General features: G+C 69.6%; 13 protein-coding genes. 12 read left to right on the forward strand and 1 reads right to left on the reverse strand.

Translation table 11 applies throughout. From position 1 onward, the window contains the following. Window positions 1-365 precede the first annotated feature (365 nt). The 3 genes from JR064_RS13865 to JR064_RS13875 all read left to right on the forward strand — a co-directional run bounded on the left by JR064_RS13865 (window position 366) and on the right by JR064_RS13875 (window position 3,351). Window positions 366-1,166, forward strand: coding sequence for a hypothetical protein (locus JR064_RS13865; protein ID WP_206230091.1), 801 nt, complete (start codon window positions 366-368; stop codon window positions 1,164-1,166). Window positions 1,167-1,261: 95 nt separating this feature from the next. Further along, window positions 1,262-1,912: a hypothetical protein gene (locus JR064_RS13870; protein WP_206230092.1), complete on the forward strand. Its 651-nt coding sequence runs from the start codon at window positions 1,262-1,264 to the stop codon at window positions 1,910-1,912. A gap of 170 nt (window positions 1,913-2,082) precedes the next feature. Beyond that, window positions 2,083-3,351: an MFS transporter gene (locus JR064_RS13875; protein ID WP_206230093.1), complete on the forward strand. Its 1,269-nt coding sequence runs from the start codon at window positions 2,083-2,085 to the stop codon at window positions 3,349-3,351. A 27-nt stretch (window positions 3,352-3,378) separates the two neighbouring features. Here the strand turns inward: JR064_RS13875 and JR064_RS13880 are convergent, their stop codons facing one another. After that, complete coding sequence (locus tag JR064_RS13880; protein ID WP_206230094.1) at window positions 3,379-4,365, reverse strand: NAD(P)-dependent oxidoreductase; 987 nt, start codon at window positions 4,363-4,365, stop codon at window positions 3,379-3,381. A gap of 93 nt (window positions 4,366-4,458) precedes the next feature. Here JR064_RS13880 and JR064_RS13885 point away from each other — a divergent pair, with 93 nt between their 5' ends. From JR064_RS13885 to cobA, 9 genes are all read left to right on the forward strand, one after another. Next, a complete protein-coding gene (locus tag JR064_RS13885; protein ID WP_100225477.1) occupies window positions 4,459-5,031 on the forward strand; it encodes an ANTAR domain-containing response regulator in 573 nt (190 codons plus the stop codon). Window positions 5,032-5,038: 7 nt separating this feature from the next. Further along, window positions 5,039-6,154, forward strand: a complete 1,116-nt coding sequence (locus JR064_RS13890) for a CmpA/NrtA family ABC transporter substrate-binding protein (protein WP_206230095.1) — start codon at window positions 5,039-5,041, stop codon at window positions 6,152-6,154. A gap of 75 nt (window positions 6,155-6,229) precedes the next feature. Continuing rightward, on the forward strand, window positions 6,230-6,502 hold the full coding sequence (locus tag JR064_RS13895) for a type II toxin-antitoxin system TacA family antitoxin (protein ID WP_206230096.1): 273 nt from the start codon (window positions 6,230-6,232) through the stop codon (window positions 6,500-6,502). Between the two features lie 188 nt (window positions 6,503-6,690). Then, window positions 6,691-7,068, forward strand: a complete 378-nt coding sequence (locus JR064_RS13900; RefSeq protein ID WP_206230097.1) for a hypothetical protein — start codon at window positions 6,691-6,693, stop codon at window positions 7,066-7,068. Between the two features lie 1,270 nt (window positions 7,069-8,338). Beyond that, complete coding sequence (locus JR064_RS13905) at window positions 8,339-9,508, forward strand: nitrate/nitrite transporter (RefSeq protein WP_206230110.1); 1,170 nt, start codon at window positions 8,339-8,341, stop codon at window positions 9,506-9,508. A 61-nt stretch (window positions 9,509-9,569) separates the two neighbouring features. Further along, the gene (gene nirB, locus JR064_RS13910; RefSeq protein ID WP_241093071.1) at window positions 9,570-11,987 is read left to right on the forward strand and encodes a nitrite reductase large subunit NirB; all 2,418 of its coding nucleotides are present in this window, start codon (window positions 9,570-9,572) and stop codon (window positions 11,985-11,987) included. Between the two features lie 3 nt (window positions 11,988-11,990). Beyond that, a complete protein-coding gene (gene nirD / locus JR064_RS13915) occupies window positions 11,991-12,356 on the forward strand; it encodes a nitrite reductase small subunit NirD (protein ID WP_179567468.1) in 366 nt (121 codons plus the stop codon). Continuing rightward, window positions 12,356-15,148, forward strand: a complete 2,793-nt coding sequence (locus tag JR064_RS13920; protein ID WP_206230111.1) for a molybdopterin oxidoreductase family protein — start codon at window positions 12,356-12,358, stop codon at window positions 15,146-15,148. Before nirD ends, JR064_RS13920 begins: the two co-directional genes overlap by 1 nt. A gap of 481 nt (window positions 15,149-15,629) precedes the next feature. Beyond that, complete coding sequence (gene cobA, locus JR064_RS13925) at window positions 15,630-16,367, forward strand: uroporphyrinogen-III C-methyltransferase (protein ID WP_206230112.1); 738 nt, start codon at window positions 15,630-15,632, stop codon at window positions 16,365-16,367. Window positions 16,368-16,378 lie beyond the last annotated feature (11 nt).

The raw sequence follows: 16,378 nt of genomic DNA on the forward strand, positions 1-16,378 counted from the left end.
CGGCCAGCCACGACGCGGCCTGACGCCCGCCCAATATCCGCCGCAATCGCAGCCGCAACGCCCGTGTAGGAGCGGCTTCAGCCGCGACAGACACTCCCCGCAACGCGCCTGCCAAACCGAACAACCCCATCCGCCAGACAAACGCTCCCCAGCGGCACCCGGCAGCAAACGAAGCAACCGCCCCAAGCGTCCGCTCGCAGACACCGCAGCTGTCCGCAAAACGGACGGCGGTGGATGAAGCGCAGACACCCATCGTGGCCGTTTCCAGGCGCTATGTATTTAAAAATCAATGACTTAAAACTTGGCACGGATGCTGCGATGACCGTCATACAGGCGGACTCCCTCGCCGCCCTGGAGAACTTCCGATGATCCGTCGTAGCGCACTCGCTTTCTCGCTGGCCATCGCCGCCGCCACCGCCGCCGCTCAGGTGCCGGCTCCCCCCGCGGCCCCTGCCGCCGCTGCTGCCGGTATCGCGCCGCCGCCCGCGCCGCCTGCACCTCCTGCGCCACCCGCGCCGATCGCCGCCGCGCAGGTCAGTGTCCAAGGCACGGTCGACCGCTTCATGCTCAATCCCAACGGCGACGTCGATGGGCTGTGGCTGCGCGACGGCACCCAGGTCGGCTTCCCGCCGCACCTGTCGGCCGACCTGCAGGCCGCGGTGCGCCGCGGCGATGCGGTGACCGTGCAGGGCTATCGCCTGGGCACGCTGCCGCTGCTGCAGGCCAGTGCGATCAGCGCACGGCGCAGCGGCAAGCAGGTGGTGGACCGTCCGCCGAACCCGCTGGCCGGCCCGCCCGCGCCGCCGACCCCGCCGGCGTTGAATCCGATGCAGGCCGAAGGCCGCATCGAACGCCTGGTCTACGGCCCGGGTGGCGACACCGCCGGTGTGCTGCTCAGCGACGGCACCGTGGTGCGGATGCCGCCGCATGTGGCCGTGCAGTACGGCACGCTGTTGCGCGTCGGCGCGCCGCTGAGCGTCAGCGGGTTCGGCGTGGCCACCGCGGCCGGCCGCTCGCTTGAGGCGACCCAGCTCGGCCGCGACCGCGCCTCGCAGCGCACCCTGTTCGCGCCGCCCGCACCGCCGGTCCCGCCGGCCGCGCCGCCGCCGCCGGGCGGTCCCGCCGCGCCTGCCGCACCGCCGGTGCCGCCGCCCGCGCCGCGCTGATCGGCCTGGCCATGTGACCCCGGCGCCCGCTGCTTGCCGCGGCGGGCGCCGCTACCGGCGCGACGCCGGTTCCCCACGTTCATTGGAGTAACGCTATGCATTGGGTCGATCCCGATTACCTGCCGGAAACCCGCGGCACGCTCGCCCGTTTCCTGCTCAATCCCAAGGCCGAGGTCGATGGCCTGCTGCTCGACGACGGCACCGAGGTGCATACCGCGCCGCACCTGTCGGCGCAGTTGCTGAAAACGCTCAAGCCGGGCATCGCGCTCGGCGTGCGCGGACTCAAGCCCTACGGCGTGGACATGCTGGTCGCGCTGGCGATCGATCCCGACGGCGGCAAGCGCATCGCCGATCGCGGGCCGCATGGGCCGCACGCCGGGCACAAGCCGGGCAAGAAGCCGGAGAAAGCCGCAAAACCGGAGAAGCACGAAAAGCCCGCCAAGACCCAGCACAGCGGCGTCGTCGCGCGGCTGCTGCACGGCCCGCACGGGCAGGTGCACGGCGCGCTGCTCGAAGACGACAGCACCGTGCGCTTCCCGCCGCATGCCGCCGCGCCCTTGGCCAAATGGCTGGCGGTGGGCAAGCCGCTGGCGGTGGAAGGCCACGCGCTGACCTCGCCGCACGGCACGGTGATCCACGCGCAGGCCCTGGGTGCGAAGGCGTCGGCGTTGCAGCCGATCGCGCCCAAGCCGCATCCGCCCAAGCCGCACGACGCCGACAAGCCGAAGCCCAAACTCAAGCACTGAACCGGGCAGGGCGGGGGCGGTCGCGGTGACGCGGCGGCCCCTGCGTCGCGTATCGTTTCGCGTCCGTCGCGGTGTCCGCGGCGGCGCTTTCAGGACTTCGCCATGTCGCCTATTCGCTGTGCGCCTCGCTACGGTTTCCCGCTTGCTTCCGCCCGCCTGGCGGTGCGGCGATGAGCGCGCGGCCGGCTGCCGCGCCTGGCGCTCGCCCGCGCGGCACGCGTGCGCTGGAAGCGCTGAACTTCACCCTGGCCGACGTGCAGGACGGGCTCGGTCCGTTCCTGAGCGTGTTCCTGCAATCCAAGGGCTGGTCGCTGGCGGCGATCGGCTCGGTGATGAGCATCGGCGGCATCGCCGGCATGCTCGCGACCACGCCGGGCGGCGCGCTGGTCGATGCGACCCGGCGCAAGCGCAGCATCGTTGTGGTCGGCTGCACCTTGATCCTGCTGGCCTCGGCGCTGCTGTGGTGGTCGCCGAGCTTCGCCGGCGTGGTGACCGCGCAGGTGATGACTGCACTCGCCGCCGCGGCGCTGGGTCCGGCGCTGTCGGGCATCACCCTGGGCCTGGTGCGGCAGGCCGGTTTCGATCACCAGATCGCGCGCAACCAGGTCGGCAGCCATGCCGGCAACGTGGTCGCGGCGGCGCTGGCCGGCCTGCTCGGCTGGAAGTTCGGCTTTGGCGCGGTGTTCGCGCTGACCGGCTGCTTCGGCGTACTGGCGATCGCCTCGGTGCTGCTGATCCCGCGCGATGCGATCGACCATCGCGCCGCGCGCGGCCTGGCCGACGTCGGCGCGCACGGTGCCGCGCACGCCAGCGGCTGGTCGGTGCTGCTGACCTGCAAGCCGCTGCTGGTCTTGGCGTTGGCGCTGGCGCTGTTCCACTTGGGCAATGCGGCGATGCTGCCGCTGTACGGCATGGCTGTGGTCGCCGCGCACCAGGGCGATCCCAGCGCGCTGACCGCGACCACGATCATCGTCGCGCAGGCGACGATGGTGGTGGCGTCGCTGCTGGCGATGCGCCTGATCCGCGTGCGCGGGCATTGGTGGGTGATGCTGCTGACCTTCCTGGCGCTGCCGTTGCGCGGCCTGATCGCGGCCAGCCTGATCCATGCCTGGGGCGTGTTCCCGGTGCAGATCCTCGACGGCGTCGGCGCCGGCCTGCAGAGCGTGGTGGTGCCGGCGCTGGTGGCGCGGCTGCTGCAGGGCACTGGCCGGGTCAATGTCGGGCAGGGCGCGGTGATGACGGTGCAGGGCATCGGCGCGGCGCTGAGTCCGGCGCTGGGCGGCTGGATCGCGCAGGACTTCGGCTACCGCACCGCATTCCTGCTGCTCGGCGGCATTTCGCTGCTGTCGCTGGCGCTGTGGGTGGGCTTCCGCAAGCAGTTGCTGCAGGTGGCCGGGGTGCCGACAGCGCAGGGTACGGTGGCGCCAGCGCCGGCTTGATTCGCCGTCGCGACCGCGCCGCGCCGATCAGTCCAATGCCACGCCCGCGACCACGTCGCAGGCGATGCGGGCAGCGGCCAGTTGCGCGGCCAGCTGCGCATGCGGCCGCTGCCGGAACGCATCGCCGGGTTTCAGGCTGACCACGCGCTGCCCGGCCTGCACCTGCGCGATCAGCAACGCCAGATGCGCGTCGGCGTCGGCCGGCAGCGGCTGCCGCGTCGCATCGCGGCGCGCCAGCCCCAGCACCGCGGCGTTCACTGCCGGATCGCACAGCAGCAGATCGGCCTGGTTCAACGCGCGCAGCGCTTTGAGCGTCAGCGCGCCGGGATCGCCGTTGCCGGTGCCGACCAGCCACACGCTGCCATGGCGCGGCACGTCCTCCGCGCTGCGCTGCAGGGCGTCGTGGAACGCCTGCTCGGCGGCCTGGGTCTGTCCGCCCTGCAGCAGCACCTGCACCGGGCCTTCCAGTACCTGTTCGAACCAGCGCCGGCGCTGCGCCAGCTGCGGCAGACGCGCGCGGATCGCCTCGCGGTGGCGCGCGAACAACTGCGCCAGCTGCGCGTAGGAGTGGTCCAGCTCGGTTTCCCAGCGCTCGCGCAGGCGCCGCGCCAGCATCGGCGCCGCGCCGCTGGAGGAGATCGCCACCAGCAGCGGATCGCGGTCGATGATCGCCGGCACCTGGAACGTGGACAGCTCGGCGTCGTCGACCACGTTGACCAGCTTGCGGCGTTGCCCGGCCTGCGCGGCGAGCTCGCGGTTGAAGGCGTTGTCGTCGGTGGCCGCGACCACCAGCCAGGCGTCGTCCAGCCATTGCGGATCGAACTCGCCATCGACCCGCTGCAGCCGGCCCTGCGCCAGCCACTGCGCCACCGTGGCGTTGAGCGCGTGCGCGTACACCAGCACCTGCGCGCCGGCGTGCAGCAGCGCCTCGATCTTGCGCATCGCCACCTCGCCGCCGCCGACCACCAGCACGCGGCGCCCGCCCAGGTCGGCGAACAAGGGATACAGCGGCATGCGGACTCCTGCGGGGTGGGGGACGGCTCGCGGCGGACGCGTGTTGCATGGCACCATGCGGCTCAGCCAACTTCCGCTAGCCAGGCCCGAATGCTGCGCGTCCTGCTGGTCAACGATACCGAAAAGCCGATCGGGCAGCTGCGCCAGGCGCTGCTCGACGCCGGCTACGAGGTGTTGGACGAAGTGGCGGCGGCGCCGGCGCTGCTCAAGGCGGTGTCCACCCAGCAGCCGGACGTGGTCATCATCGACGTCGATTCGCCTTCGCGCGACACGCTCGAGCAACTGGCGCTGATCCACCGCCAGGCGCCGCGTCCGGTGGTGATGTTCTCCGCCGACGGCGACGACCAACTGATCCGCGCCGCGGTGAGCGCCGGCGTCACCACCTACGTGGTCGACGGCCTGGCGCCGGCGCGGCTGGCGCCGATCGTGCAGGTGGCGCTGGCGCGCTTCGAGCAGGAAGCGGGCATGCGCCGGCAACTGGACGAAGTGCAGGGCAAGCTGCGCGACCGCGAACAGATCGACCGCGCCAAGCGCCTGCTGATGGACAAGCGCGGGATGAGCGAGAACGAGGCCTACGCCGCGCTGCGGCAGCAGGCGATGAAACAGGGACTGAAGCTGGCCGAGGTCGCCCAGCGCATCCTCGCGATGGCCGACTTGCTGGGATGAGGAAGCGATGAGCGCACCACTGCACCCCGAACCGCGCACCTTGCGCCTGGGCTACCTGCCGCTGATCGACTGCGCGCCGCTGGTTGCCGCGGTGCGGCTGGGCCTGGACCGTCGCCACGGCCTGCGCCTGGACCTGCAACGACAGGCCTCGTGGGCGGCGGTGCGCGACAAACTGCTGTCCGGCGAACTGGACGCCGCGCACGCGTTGGCCGGCCTGGTCTACGGCGTGGAATGCGGCATCGGCGGGCCGCAGGCGGACATGGCGATCCTGCTCACGCTCAACCAGAACGGCCAGGCGATCACCCTGGCGCCGGCGCTGGCCGACGCGCTGGCGCAAGGCACGCCGCTGCGCAGCGCGCTGGCTGCGCTCGGCCGCGCGCCGGTGTTCGCGCAGACCTTCCCCACCGGCACCCACGCGATGTGGCTGTACTACTGGCTGGCGGCGCAGGGTGTGGATCCGATCGGCGGCATCCAGGCGGTGACCCTGCCGCCGCCGCAGATGCCCGATGCGCTGGCGCGCGGCGAACTGGACGGCTACTGCGCCGGCGAACCGTGGGCGGCGCAGGCCGAGGCGATGGGCGTGGGCCGGCGCGCGATCCGCAGCGGAGAGCTGTGGCCCGGCCATCCGGAAAAAGTGCTGGCCTGCCGCCGCGCTTTCGCCGCGCTGCAGCCGGAAATGGCGACCGCACTGACCGCCACGCTGCTGGACGCCTGCCGTTGGCTCGACGATGCCGCGCACCGCCGCGAAGCGGTGGCGTGGCTGGCCGACCCGGACGTGATCGGCTTGCCGGCCGAGCGCATCGCGGCGTGCCTGCTGCCGGGAGGCGCCGCCGACGATGGCGCCGATCCGCAGGGTCTGCGTTTCCACGCCGGCGGCCTGGCGAACATGCCGTGGCTGTCGGATGGGCGTTGGTTCCTGCAGCAGTTCCGGCGTTGGGGGTGGTTGCCGGCGAGCGAGGCGGGGGCCGAGCAGGAGGCGGCGCACGATGCGCAGATCGTGGCGCGAGTGCATCGGTTGGAGACGTATCGTGCGGCGGCTGCGCAGTTGGGTGTCCCGGTGCCGGAGCGTGACGGACGCGAGGATGGGTTGCCGGATTGGCGGGCTGGACGTGCGCCTGCTTAGTGCCTGCGCGGGCCGGAGCGATGCACAAGAGCGCTTTTATTGGCATGCATGGGCAGTTAGAAAGGAGAACGCGTGATGAGCGCCGCCACCAGCAACGTGATCAATTTTCGGGTGCCTGCCGCCAAACAGGCGCTGATCGACCACGCCGTGGAAGTCAGCGGCATGAACCGCGCGGCGTTCATCCTGGAAGCCGTGTGCGAAAAGGCCCACGAGGTGCTGGCTGACCAGATCCGATTCGCCCTGAGTCGGCAGCAACTGCAGCGCTTCAATGCGCTGCTCGATGCACCTCTGGAGAATAATGCGGCGATCCGTCGCTTGTTGGTTACCTCGGCACCTTGGGAGCGCTGAGCCTTGCTGCTGGCTGCTTCCAGTCTGCTCGACGATTGCATCTGCTGGATGACTTCGTGTGCAGTGCCGGAACTGACGAGATGGTTGCTGGAACGAGTGCGTCAGAATCAGCTGTCCGGTGCGTCACACTCACAATCGACGTCGCCTCGCAGCGCGGCTTGACGCACATGCTCGCCAATGGATGACGAATGGCCAATGCACTCATTGCCCTGGTACTGATCGAGGGCGCTCTGCTGGTGTTGTGGAGCCGGGCCTACTGGCCGTGGGGAATACCGTTGTTCAGTCGGCGCATCGCGGTGCCGACGGCGGCACTGCTGCACTTTCCCTTCGATCGGCTGGAAAGCGAAGTCGCGGCGGAGAAGTGGCCTGCGCTGGTGTTCCGTCCGCTGTCCAAGCGCGCCTGGGCATTCCGCGAAAGCTTCGGTCTCCACTTCGGCTGGCGATACCCGCCGATCATGCGCGGGTTGATCGTGATCGACCGGCAGCGCAGCGAGATCCGCGTGGTCGGCTTGTGCAACTGGTCGGTGCTGTTCGCCGTAGCGACCCTGGTACTGCAGTGGCTGTGAAGCTAGCTGCAGTGCTGATCGTCGCAGTGTTGCTCGGTGGGAGCTATCTCATGCAGCGGTACAGATTTATGGCCGTCGACTCGGCGGTGCGCATGCTGTTGATGCGCTGCGAGACGCAGCAGCTGATCGCTGGCAACGGGTCCCGTACCGAACAATACCTCTAGGCTTGGTGCATCGTAAGGTGAAAACGCTAGTGAGACAGTAATCGCCTTGCTTGCATGATTTTTCACCATGGTCTTCTTGAGATGGTCGTCCAGAAAGCATCGGGGATGGCTGGTATTGGCCTCAGGCGGATATCGGGGCCTTTAAGTGACAGAAAGTGATTGCGCCATCTTTCAAGCTATGCGCCGCATGAGTGCGTTGTAGATGACTTATGTGCGTCCGCAATGATTCAGCGCTCTAGCAGCGCCCGCACGCCCATTACGATCCCAGTGCAGCCAAGCACGTAGATCGTGGAAGCTAGCCAAAAGCGTGGCGCTTTATGCGCAGTTCTCAAGTACGCCGCAAGGAAGGAAAAAATAGCGAGCATTGTCGTTGCCAGGCTGACAACGATACCTGGGAGCAATACCCAAGGCGAGCCTCCCGTAGTGTCTTGTGGAAGCATCTTCAATACTAGGACAACAGCCATTCCTAGTGGCCATCCTGCCAATAGGAGGAAAACGCACACCCTGATCCAATGCCACACGACGAAACCTCCCTGTCAATGGTTTACTCCTCGACGTTATGCAAGCTGCAGCTGCTCCGCAAGCCGCTTCGCGTTGAGAGCAACCTTGGCAGTGGTAGGAGCTACTTTGCTTTACCTATCCGAATGCCCAGGCGGCTTGCTCGCACCAACAACAAGCGCGCTACTAGCGCCGTTGAGTTGCCGCGGCGCACAATAAAGGTGCGTCGCGCACCACTTGTGTTCGTTGATACCTGGAATGGTGGCTGTGCAACGCGGCCGCCGATTGCGGTTTAATCTGCCAGTGCATTGAATTTACAGGAAATTCCCCTGCCGTCCCAACACCGCGAACACTTGGCACGCCGATTGCGATAGCCATAGCGCGGACGCAACGGGGTGTCCGCACCAACTCGATTCGGCAGGCGGGCCAACGGCGGCCCGCCTGCCCAGACAACGGCGTCTTCCGGTGCGAACCGGACGGCGCCGTTTTCGTTTTTCCCTCCCCTCGACTACCGCGCGCTGCGGGTGGTGTGCAGCGCTGCGGCCCAACGTTTCTCGGAGATGGCGCGGATGAATCGATCGTTCTGGCAAGCCGGGCATACGCCCACGCTGTTGTCGGCGTTCCTGTATTTCGACCTGAGTTTCATGGTCTGGTACCTGCTCGGTCCGCTGCAGGTGCAGATCGCCGCGGCGCTGCAGCTGGATACGCAGCAGCGTGCGCTGATGGTGGCGGTGCCGATCCTGTGCGGGGCGGTGCTGCGGCTGTTCCTGGGCATGCTCGCCGATGTGATCGGCGCCAAGCGCGCGGGGATGCTGGCGCAGGTGCTGGTGATCGTGGCGCTGGCGGTGGCGTGGCAGCTGGGCGTGCACAGTTTCGCGCAGGTGCTGCTGCTGGGGCTGATGCTGGGTGTGGCCGGAGCCTCGTTTGCGGTGGCGCTGCCGCTGGCCTCGCGCTGGTATCCGCCGCAGCACCAGGGCACGGCGATGGGCATCGCCGGCGCCGGCAATTCCGGCACGGTGTTCGCGGCGCTGTTCGCGCCAGTGCTGGCCACGGCGTTTGGCTATCAGGCGGTGTTCGGGCTGGCCTGCATTCCGCTGGCGCTGACCTTGCTGGTGTTCGCGCTGTGCGCCAAGGACGCGCCGGTGGAGGTGCCGCGCAAGCATCTGGGCGACTACGCGCGGGTCCTCGTCGGCAACCGCGATTCGTGGTGGTTCATGCTGTTCTACGCGATCACCTTTGGCGGCTTCGCCGGGTTCGCCAGCGCCTTGCCCGGCTACTTCCACGATCAATTCGATTTCTCGCCGAAGCTCGCCGGCTGGGCCACCGCGGCCTGCGTGCTGGCCGGTTCGGTGATGCGTCCGCTGGGCGGGGCGCTGGCCGACCGCATCGGCGGCACGCGCACGCTGTTGTCGATCTATCTGCTGGTGGCGTTGCTGGTGGCCGCTGCGGCGATCGGCGTCGGCGGTCCGGCGGCGACGGTGGCGCTGTTCGTGCTGACCCTGCTGTGCCTGGGCACTGGCAACGGCGCGGTGTTCCAGCTGGTACCGCAGCGGTTCGGCCGCGACATCGGGCTGATGACCGGGTTGATCGGCATGGCCGGCGGCATCGGCGGCTTCCTGCTCGCCGCGGGGCTGGGCGTCGTCAAGCAGCACACCGGCAGCTATGCGCTGGGGCTGTGGCTGTTCGCCGGCTGCGCGCTGCTGGCCTGGGGCCTGCTGTCCAACGTCAAGCAGCACTGGCGCAGCCAATGGGCCGCGGCCGGCGCGGCGCGCGTCTGATCATTCCCACCGAAGCGAGACTCGCATGAACAAGCCAAGATTGGTGGTGGTGGGCAACGGCATGGCCGGCATCCGCACCGTGGAAGAACTGCTCAAGCTGATGCCGGGGATGTACGACATCACCGTGTTCGGCGCCGAGCCGCATCCGAACTACAACCGCATCCTGCTCTCGCCGGTGCTGGCCGGCGAACAGCAGTTCGACGAGATCGTGCTCAATCCGCTGGCCTGGTACGCCGAGCAAGGCATCCGCCTGCATGTGGGCAAGGAAGTCACCCGCATCGACCGGATCAGGCGCAAGGTGATCGCCGCCGACGGCACCGAGGCGCCGTACGACCGCCTGCTGCTGGCCACCGGCTCGCTGCCGATCGTGCTGCCGGTGCCGGGCAAGGAGCTGAAGGGGGTGATCGGCTACCGCGACATGCACGACACGCAGACCATGATCGACACCGCCACGCGCAAGCGCCATGCCGTGGTGATCGGCGGCGGCCTGCTTGGCCTGGAGGCGGCGAACGGCCTGAAGCAGCGCGGCATGCAGGTGACCGTGGTGCACCTGGCCGACTGGCTGCTGGAACGTCAGCTCGACCCGGTCGCCGGGCAGTTGCTGCAGCAATCGCTCAGCGAACGAGGCCTGGAGTTTCGCCTCGGCACCTCCACCACCGAGCTGGTCGGCAACGCCGACGGCGAAGTGGTGGCGGTGAAGTTCTCCGACGGCAGCGAAGTGCCGGCCGACCTGGTGGTGATGGCCGCCGGCATCCGTCCCAACATCGCGCTGGCGCAGGCCGCCGGCATCCACTGCACGCGCGGCATCGTGGTCAACGATACGCTGCAGACCTTCGACCCGCGGGTGTACGCGGTCGGCGAATGCGCCAGCCACCGCGGCATCGCCTACGGCCTGGTCGCGCCGCTGTTCGAGCAGGCCAAGATCTGCGCCAACCACCTGGCCGGGTTCGGCATCGGCATCTACCGCGGCTCGGTGGCCTCGACCAAGCTCAAGGTCACCGGCATCGACCTGTTCTCGGCCGGCGATTTCATGGGCGGGGAGGGCAGCGAGGAGATCGTGCTGTCCGATCCGGCCGGCGGCGTCTACAAGAAGCTGGTGCTGAAGGACGACAGGCTGGTCGGCGCCTGCCTGTACGGCGATACCAACGACGGCGCCTGGTATTTCCAGTTGCTCAAGGATGCCAGCCCGATCGGCGAGCGCCGCGAGCGGTTGATGTTCGGCGAGAGCGCGCTCGGCGACGCCGGCACTGCCGGCCAGGACCGCGCCAGCGCGATGCGCGACAGCGACGAGGTGTGCGGCTGCAACGGCGTGTGCAAGGGCACCATCGTCAAGGCGATCAACGCGCAGGGCCTGTTCACCGTGGACGAGGTCAAGAAGCAGACCAAGGCGGCCAGCTCCTGCGGCTCGTGCACCGGCCTGGTCGAGCAGATCCTGATGAACTGCCTGGGCTCCAACTTTCAGCAGACGCCCAAGACCAAGGCGGTGTGCGGCTGCACCGACCTGAGCCATGGCGAGGTGCGCCAGGCGATCCGCGAGGGCAGGCTGCTCACGCATGGTGCGGTGTACGCGCAGTTGCAATGGCGCAGTCCGAACGGCTGCGCCACCTGCCGTCCGGCGATCAACTACTACCTGCTGTCGACCTGGCCGCGCGAGGCGGTGGACGATCCGCAGTCGCGCTTCATCAACGAACGCGCCCACGCCAACATCCAGAAGGACGGCACGTTCTCGGTGATCCCGCAGATGAAGGGCGGGGTGACCAACGCCTCGGAACTGCGCCGCATCGCCGACGTCGCCGACAAGTACGCGGTACCGATGGTCAAGGTCACCGGCGGCCAGCGCATCGATCTGCTCGGCATCCGCAAGGAAGATTTGGTGGGAGTGTGGAAGGACCTGGGGATGAATTCCGGACACGCCTATGGCAAGTCGATCCGTACGGTGAAGACCTGCGTGGGCAGCGAGTTCTGCCGCTTCGGCACGCAGAACAGCACGCAGATGGGCATCGATCTGGAAACCATGCTGGCCAACATGTGGAGCCCGCACAAGGTGAAGCTGGCGGTGTCCGGCTGCCCGCGCAACTGCGCCGAGTCCGGGATCAAGGACGTGGGCATCATCGCGGTGGAGTCGGGCTGGGAGCTGCATATCGGCGGCAACGGCGGGATGAAGACCGAGGTCGCCAAGTTCCTGGTCAAGGTCAGGACCGCCGAGGAGGTGAAGGAGTACACCGGCGCGTTCCTGCAGCTGTACCGCGAGGAGGCCTATTACCTGGACCGCACCGTGCACTACATCGAGCGGGTGGGCATGGACTACATCCGCCAGCGGGTGATCGAGGATGCGGCCAACCGGCGCGCGCTGTACGAGCGGCTGCTGTACGCGCTGGAAGGCCTGCCCGATCCGTGGGCCGAGCGCATCGCCGGCGCCAGGCAGCGCGAATTCCAGCCGTTGCGCGTGGCCGCGCCGCTGGCGCTGGTGGAGGACTGAGCGATGAACGCAGCCGCTTCCGATCCCGTCGCGTCCGACGCCAGCGCCCGCCGCTGGATCCGCATCTGCCGCATCGACGAGATCCCTTCGCTTGGCGCGCGCGTGCTGCAGATCGACGGCACCGACCCGATCGCGCTGTTCCGCACCGCCGGCGACCGCGTGTTCGCGCTGGTCGATCGCTGCCCGCACAAGGGCGGGCCGCTGTCGCAGGGCATCGTCGCCGGCGACAGCGTCACCTGCCCGCTGCACAACTGGAACATCGCGCTGGACAGCGGCCAGGCCTGCGCACCCGACGTGGGCTGCGCACGTCGCTATCCGGTGCGCGTGGACGATGGCGACGTGTGGCTGTCGTTGCAGGGCGCCGCGTGATGGACGGCGCGCACGTGCCCGGCGCGAGCGCGGTCGCGGACAACGCGGCACGGCGCACGCTGACCCGTTCCACCTGCTGCTACTGCGGCGTCGGCTGCGGCGTGCTGATCGAGACCGAGCACGGCGCCGACGGCGCGGCGCGCATCGTCGGCATCGAAGGCGACCCGCAACACCCGGCCAACTACGGCCGGCTGTGCAGCAAGGGCCGCACCTTGCCGGAGACCGTGCGCAGCCTGCATGGCCGCGCGCTGCAGCCGGAACTGCGCACCCATCGCGACGCGCCGCGGCGTGCGGTGGACTGGGCGGTGGCGCTGGACAGCGTGGCCGAGCGCCTGGCCGGCATCGTCGAGCGGCACGGGCCGGACGCGGTGGCGTTCTACCTGTCGGGACAGCTGCTGACGGAGGACTACTACGTCTTCAACAAGCTGGCCAAGGGCCTGATCGGCACCAACAACATCGACACCAATTCGCGGCTGTGCATGTCCAGCGCGGTCAGCGGCTACAAGCTGGCGCTGGGCGCGGACGGCCCGCCGACCTGCTACGAAGACCTGGAGCTGGCCAGGACCGTGCTGCTGGCCGGCAGCAACATGGCCTACGCGCATCCGGTGCTGTTCCGCCGGCTCGAGGACGCGCGCGCGCGCGATCCGGACGTGCGCTGGATCGTGGTCGATCCGCGCCGCACCGACACCGCGGCGATGGCCGACCTGCATCTGCCGATCCAGCCCGGTACCGACGTGGCGCTGTTCAACGGCATGCTGCACCACCTGATCTGGGAAGACCGCATCGACCGCGGATTCATCGCCGCGCACACCCAGGGTTTCGCCGAATTGCGGCAGACGTTGCGCGAATACACCCCGGCGATGGCCGCCGACCTCTGCGGCATCCCGGTCGCCGACCTGGTGCAGGCGGCGGAGTGGTTCGCTCGCGACCTGCCGGCGCTGTCGCTGTATTGCATGGGCCTGAACCAGTCCGCGCACGGCACCGACAAGAACCTGGCGTTGATCCATCTGCATCTGGCCACCGCGCAGATCGGCAAGCCCGGCGCCGGCCCGTTCTCGCTGACCGGGCAACCGAACGCGATGGGTGGGCGCGAGGTCGGCGGCATGGCGACGATGCTGGCCGCGCACCGCGAGATCGGCAGCGCGACCGATCGCGCCGACCTGGAGCGGCTGTGGCAGCTGCCGGCCGATCGCCTGTCGGCGCGTCCCGGCCTGCCGGCGGTGGCGCTGTTCGATGCGCTGCGCCGCGGCGAGGTCAAGGCGGTGTGGATCGCCTGCACCAATCCCGTGCACTCGATGCCGGACATCGCACAGGTGCGCGATGCCTTGCGCCAGGCGGAACTGGTGATCGTGCAGGAGGCCTTCGTGCATACCGACACGGTGCCCTACGCCGATGTGCTGCTGCCGGCGGCGAGCTGGGGCGAGAAGGACGGCACGGTGACCAATTCCGAGCGCCGCGTCTCGCGCGTGCGCAAGGCGCTGCCGGCAGCGGGCGCGGCCAGGCCGGACTGGTGGATCGCCAACGAAGTGGCGCGGCGGCTGGAAGCACGGCTGGACGCGCCGTCGGCCGGTTCGCGTTTCGGCTTCGCCGATACCGCGGCGGTGTTCGACGAGCACCGTGCACTGACGGTCGGCCGCGACCTGGACATCGGCGGACTCGACTACGCGCGGCTGGACGCGCAAGGCCCGCAGCAATGGCCGCTGCCGGCCGGCGCCGCGCATGGCCAGGCGCGGCGCTATGCCGATGGCGTGTTCGCCACCGCCGACGGGCGTGCGCGTTTCCATCCCACGCCGTACAAGCCGGTGGCCGAGCCGACCTCGGCACGGTTTCCGCTGCGCCTGCTGAGCGGGCGCCTGCGCGACCAGTGGCACGGCATGTCGCGCAGCGGCCGGGTGCCGGGGCTGTTCGCGCACAGCCCGCAGCCGGGCCTGCGCATGCATCCGCAGGACGCCGCGCGGCGCGGACTTCGCGCCGGCGACCTGGTGCGCATCGTCAGCAAGCGCGGCAGCTTGGTGTTGCCGCTGGAAGCGTGCGAGGAAATGCGCTCCGGCGACGTATTCGCGGCGATGCACTGGAACGCGCAGTTCCTGCACAGCGGCGGCATCAACGAACTCAGCCTGGGCGCGGTGGACGCGCGTTCGCAGCAGCCCGAGCTCAAGCACGCGGCAGTGCGTGTGGAGAAGGCCGAGTTCGGCTGGCACCTGCTGCTGGCCCGGCGCGGCGATGCGCTCGCGCTGCACGCGGCGGCGCAGCCGTGGCTGCGCGACTTCGGCTATGCCGCGTTGAGCCTGCAGGCCGAGGCCGGCGAGCAGGATCAGGCCTGGCTGGTGCTGCGCGCCGCCGCCGAGCAGGCGCCGGCGCCCGCGCAGCTGGAAGCGCTGGCCGCGGCGCTGGCGCTGGCCGGCGGCGACGCCGATACCCTCGAATACCGCGACGCGCGCCGCGGCCTGCTCAAGCGCGTGGCCTGGCGCGGCGCCGCGCCGCTCAGCCATCTCGACGGCCTGCTGCTGGCGGGTGCGCAGCGCGATGCCGGCGGCGAAGCGTTGCTGGAGCGCGCATTGAGCGGCGACGCCTGGCACGGCGCGCGGCTGGCGGCATTCGCGCAGGCCGGCGGCGCGGCGCGCGATCCGGTGGTGTGCCAGTGCACGCAGGTGCGCGAATCGGCGATCCGCGCCGAAGCCGCGCGCGGCGCGGCACCGGCCGAGATCCGCACGCGGCTGGGCTGCGGCAGCGTGTGCGGCTCGTGCATGCCGCAGGTGCTGCGGCTGTGCGCCACGGCCGCGAGCGCATGAACGGCCGTGGTTTCCAGGCTGCCTCTGTGCCGGTCTCGGAATGTGCAGGAAATGCCGCAGGCGTCTGCCTTCCGCGTCGGGCGGGCGACAACGCGCAGCGCCGCGCCGGTGGCCAGCGCCTGCCGCAGCTGCGGCGGGTGAGTAACGCAATGAGACTGGCGCTCGCGAGATCTTCCCGCGTCGCACACGCGGCCGCCGCTGCGGGAGTGCGCGGCAACCGCGTGCAGATGAGCGGTCGCGGCGCGAGCGCCGCCCTGGTGTCCGCAGCGAATGGCGCGACGAACGTCGCATGCGCCCGCGGCCCGCACTGCGCCGCCGGCAGGGCCCGGCGAGCGCGCGCGTGGCGGGCGCAGGCAGACGGCATTGCGGATGGGCGCAGCCGGGCACAGGCGGGTGCGATGTCCTTGGGGTTGTTCCTTCTTTCTGGCTGGAGTCTGCGATGAACGATGCAAGCGCGTCCGGTGTGCGTGGCGGCGGCGAAGTGGTGTTGCTGTCGGCCGGTCCTGGCGACCTGGAACTGCTGACGCTGAAGGCGGTCAAGGCACTGGCGGCGGCGCAGGTGCTGCTGCTCGACGATCTGGTCAATCCCGACATCGTGCAGTTCGCGCCGCAGGCGCGGGTGATCCGCGTCGGCAAGCGCGGCGGTTGCCGTTCCACGCCGCAGGATTTCATCTGCCGGCTGATGCGGCGCTATGCGCTGCAGGGGGCTAATGTGGTGCGGGCCAAGGGCGGCGAGGCGTTGCTGTTCGGCCGCGCCGGCGAGGAGATCGCGTTCCTGCGCGCGTCCGGCGTGGCGGTGCGGATCGTCAATGGCGTCAGCGCGGGGTTCGCGGCGGCGGCCGGGCTGGGCATGTCGCTGACCCATCGCGACCACTGCCACGGCATCACCTTCGTCACCGCGCACACCCAGGACCATGGCGAGCCTGACTGGGCGGCGCTGTGCGCCACCCGCACCACGCTGGCGATCTACATGGGCATGGGCCGCATCGCCGCGCTGACCGCGGCCTTGCTGCGCCACCTGCCCGGCGCCACGCCGGCGGCGGTGGTGCAATCGGCGAGCCTGCCGCGGCAGGCGCAGTTGTTGACCACACTGGACCGCTTGGCCGCCGATGTCGAAGGTTTGGGCATCGGCGCGCCGGGGGTGATCCTGATCGGCGGCGCGGTGGGCGAAGCGCAGGCGCAGCCCGCGCAGTTGCACGTACTGCAGGCGATAGCGTGATTCCTTGCTCC

The organism is Xanthomonas bonasiae, assembly GCF_017163705.1.
Lineage (GTDB): Bacteria > Pseudomonadota > Gammaproteobacteria > Xanthomonadales > Xanthomonadaceae > Xanthomonas_A > Xanthomonas_A bonasiae.

Excerpts from the sequence above, each read along its gene's own strand:
- JR064_RS13895 (WP_206230096.1), top strand. The coding sequence starts at position 6,230 with ATGAGCGCCGCCACCAGCAACGTGATCAATTTTCGGGTGCCTGCCGCC.
- JR064_RS13890 (WP_206230095.1), top strand. The coding sequence starts at position 5,039 with ATGAGCGCACCACTGCACCCCGAACCGCGCACCTTGCGCCTGGGCTAC.
- JR064_RS13865 (WP_206230091.1), top strand. The coding sequence starts at position 366 with ATGATCCGTCGTAGCGCACTCGCTTTCTCGCTGGCCATCGCCGCCGCC.
- nirD (WP_179567468.1), top strand. The coding sequence starts at position 11,991 with ATGAACGCAGCCGCTTCCGATCCCGTCGCGTCCGACGCCAGCGCCCGC.
- JR064_RS13880 (WP_206230094.1), bottom strand. The coding sequence starts at position 4,365 with ATGCCGCTGTATCCCTTGTTCGCCGACCTGGGCGGGCGCCGCGTGCTG.
- JR064_RS13875 (WP_206230093.1), top strand. The coding sequence starts at position 2,083 with ATGAGCGCGCGGCCGGCTGCCGCGCCTGGCGCTCGCCCGCGCGGCACG.
- JR064_RS13870 (WP_206230092.1), top strand. The coding sequence starts at position 1,262 with ATGCATTGGGTCGATCCCGATTACCTGCCGGAAACCCGCGGCACGCTC.
- JR064_RS13920 (WP_206230111.1), top strand. The coding sequence starts at position 12,356 with ATGGACGGCGCGCACGTGCCCGGCGCGAGCGCGGTCGCGGACAACGCG.
- nirB (WP_241093071.1), top strand. The coding sequence starts at position 9,570 with ATGGCCGGCATCCGCACCGTGGAAGAACTGCTCAAGCTGATGCCGGGG.
- JR064_RS13900 (WP_206230097.1), top strand. The coding sequence starts at position 6,691 with ATGGCCAATGCACTCATTGCCCTGGTACTGATCGAGGGCGCTCTGCTG.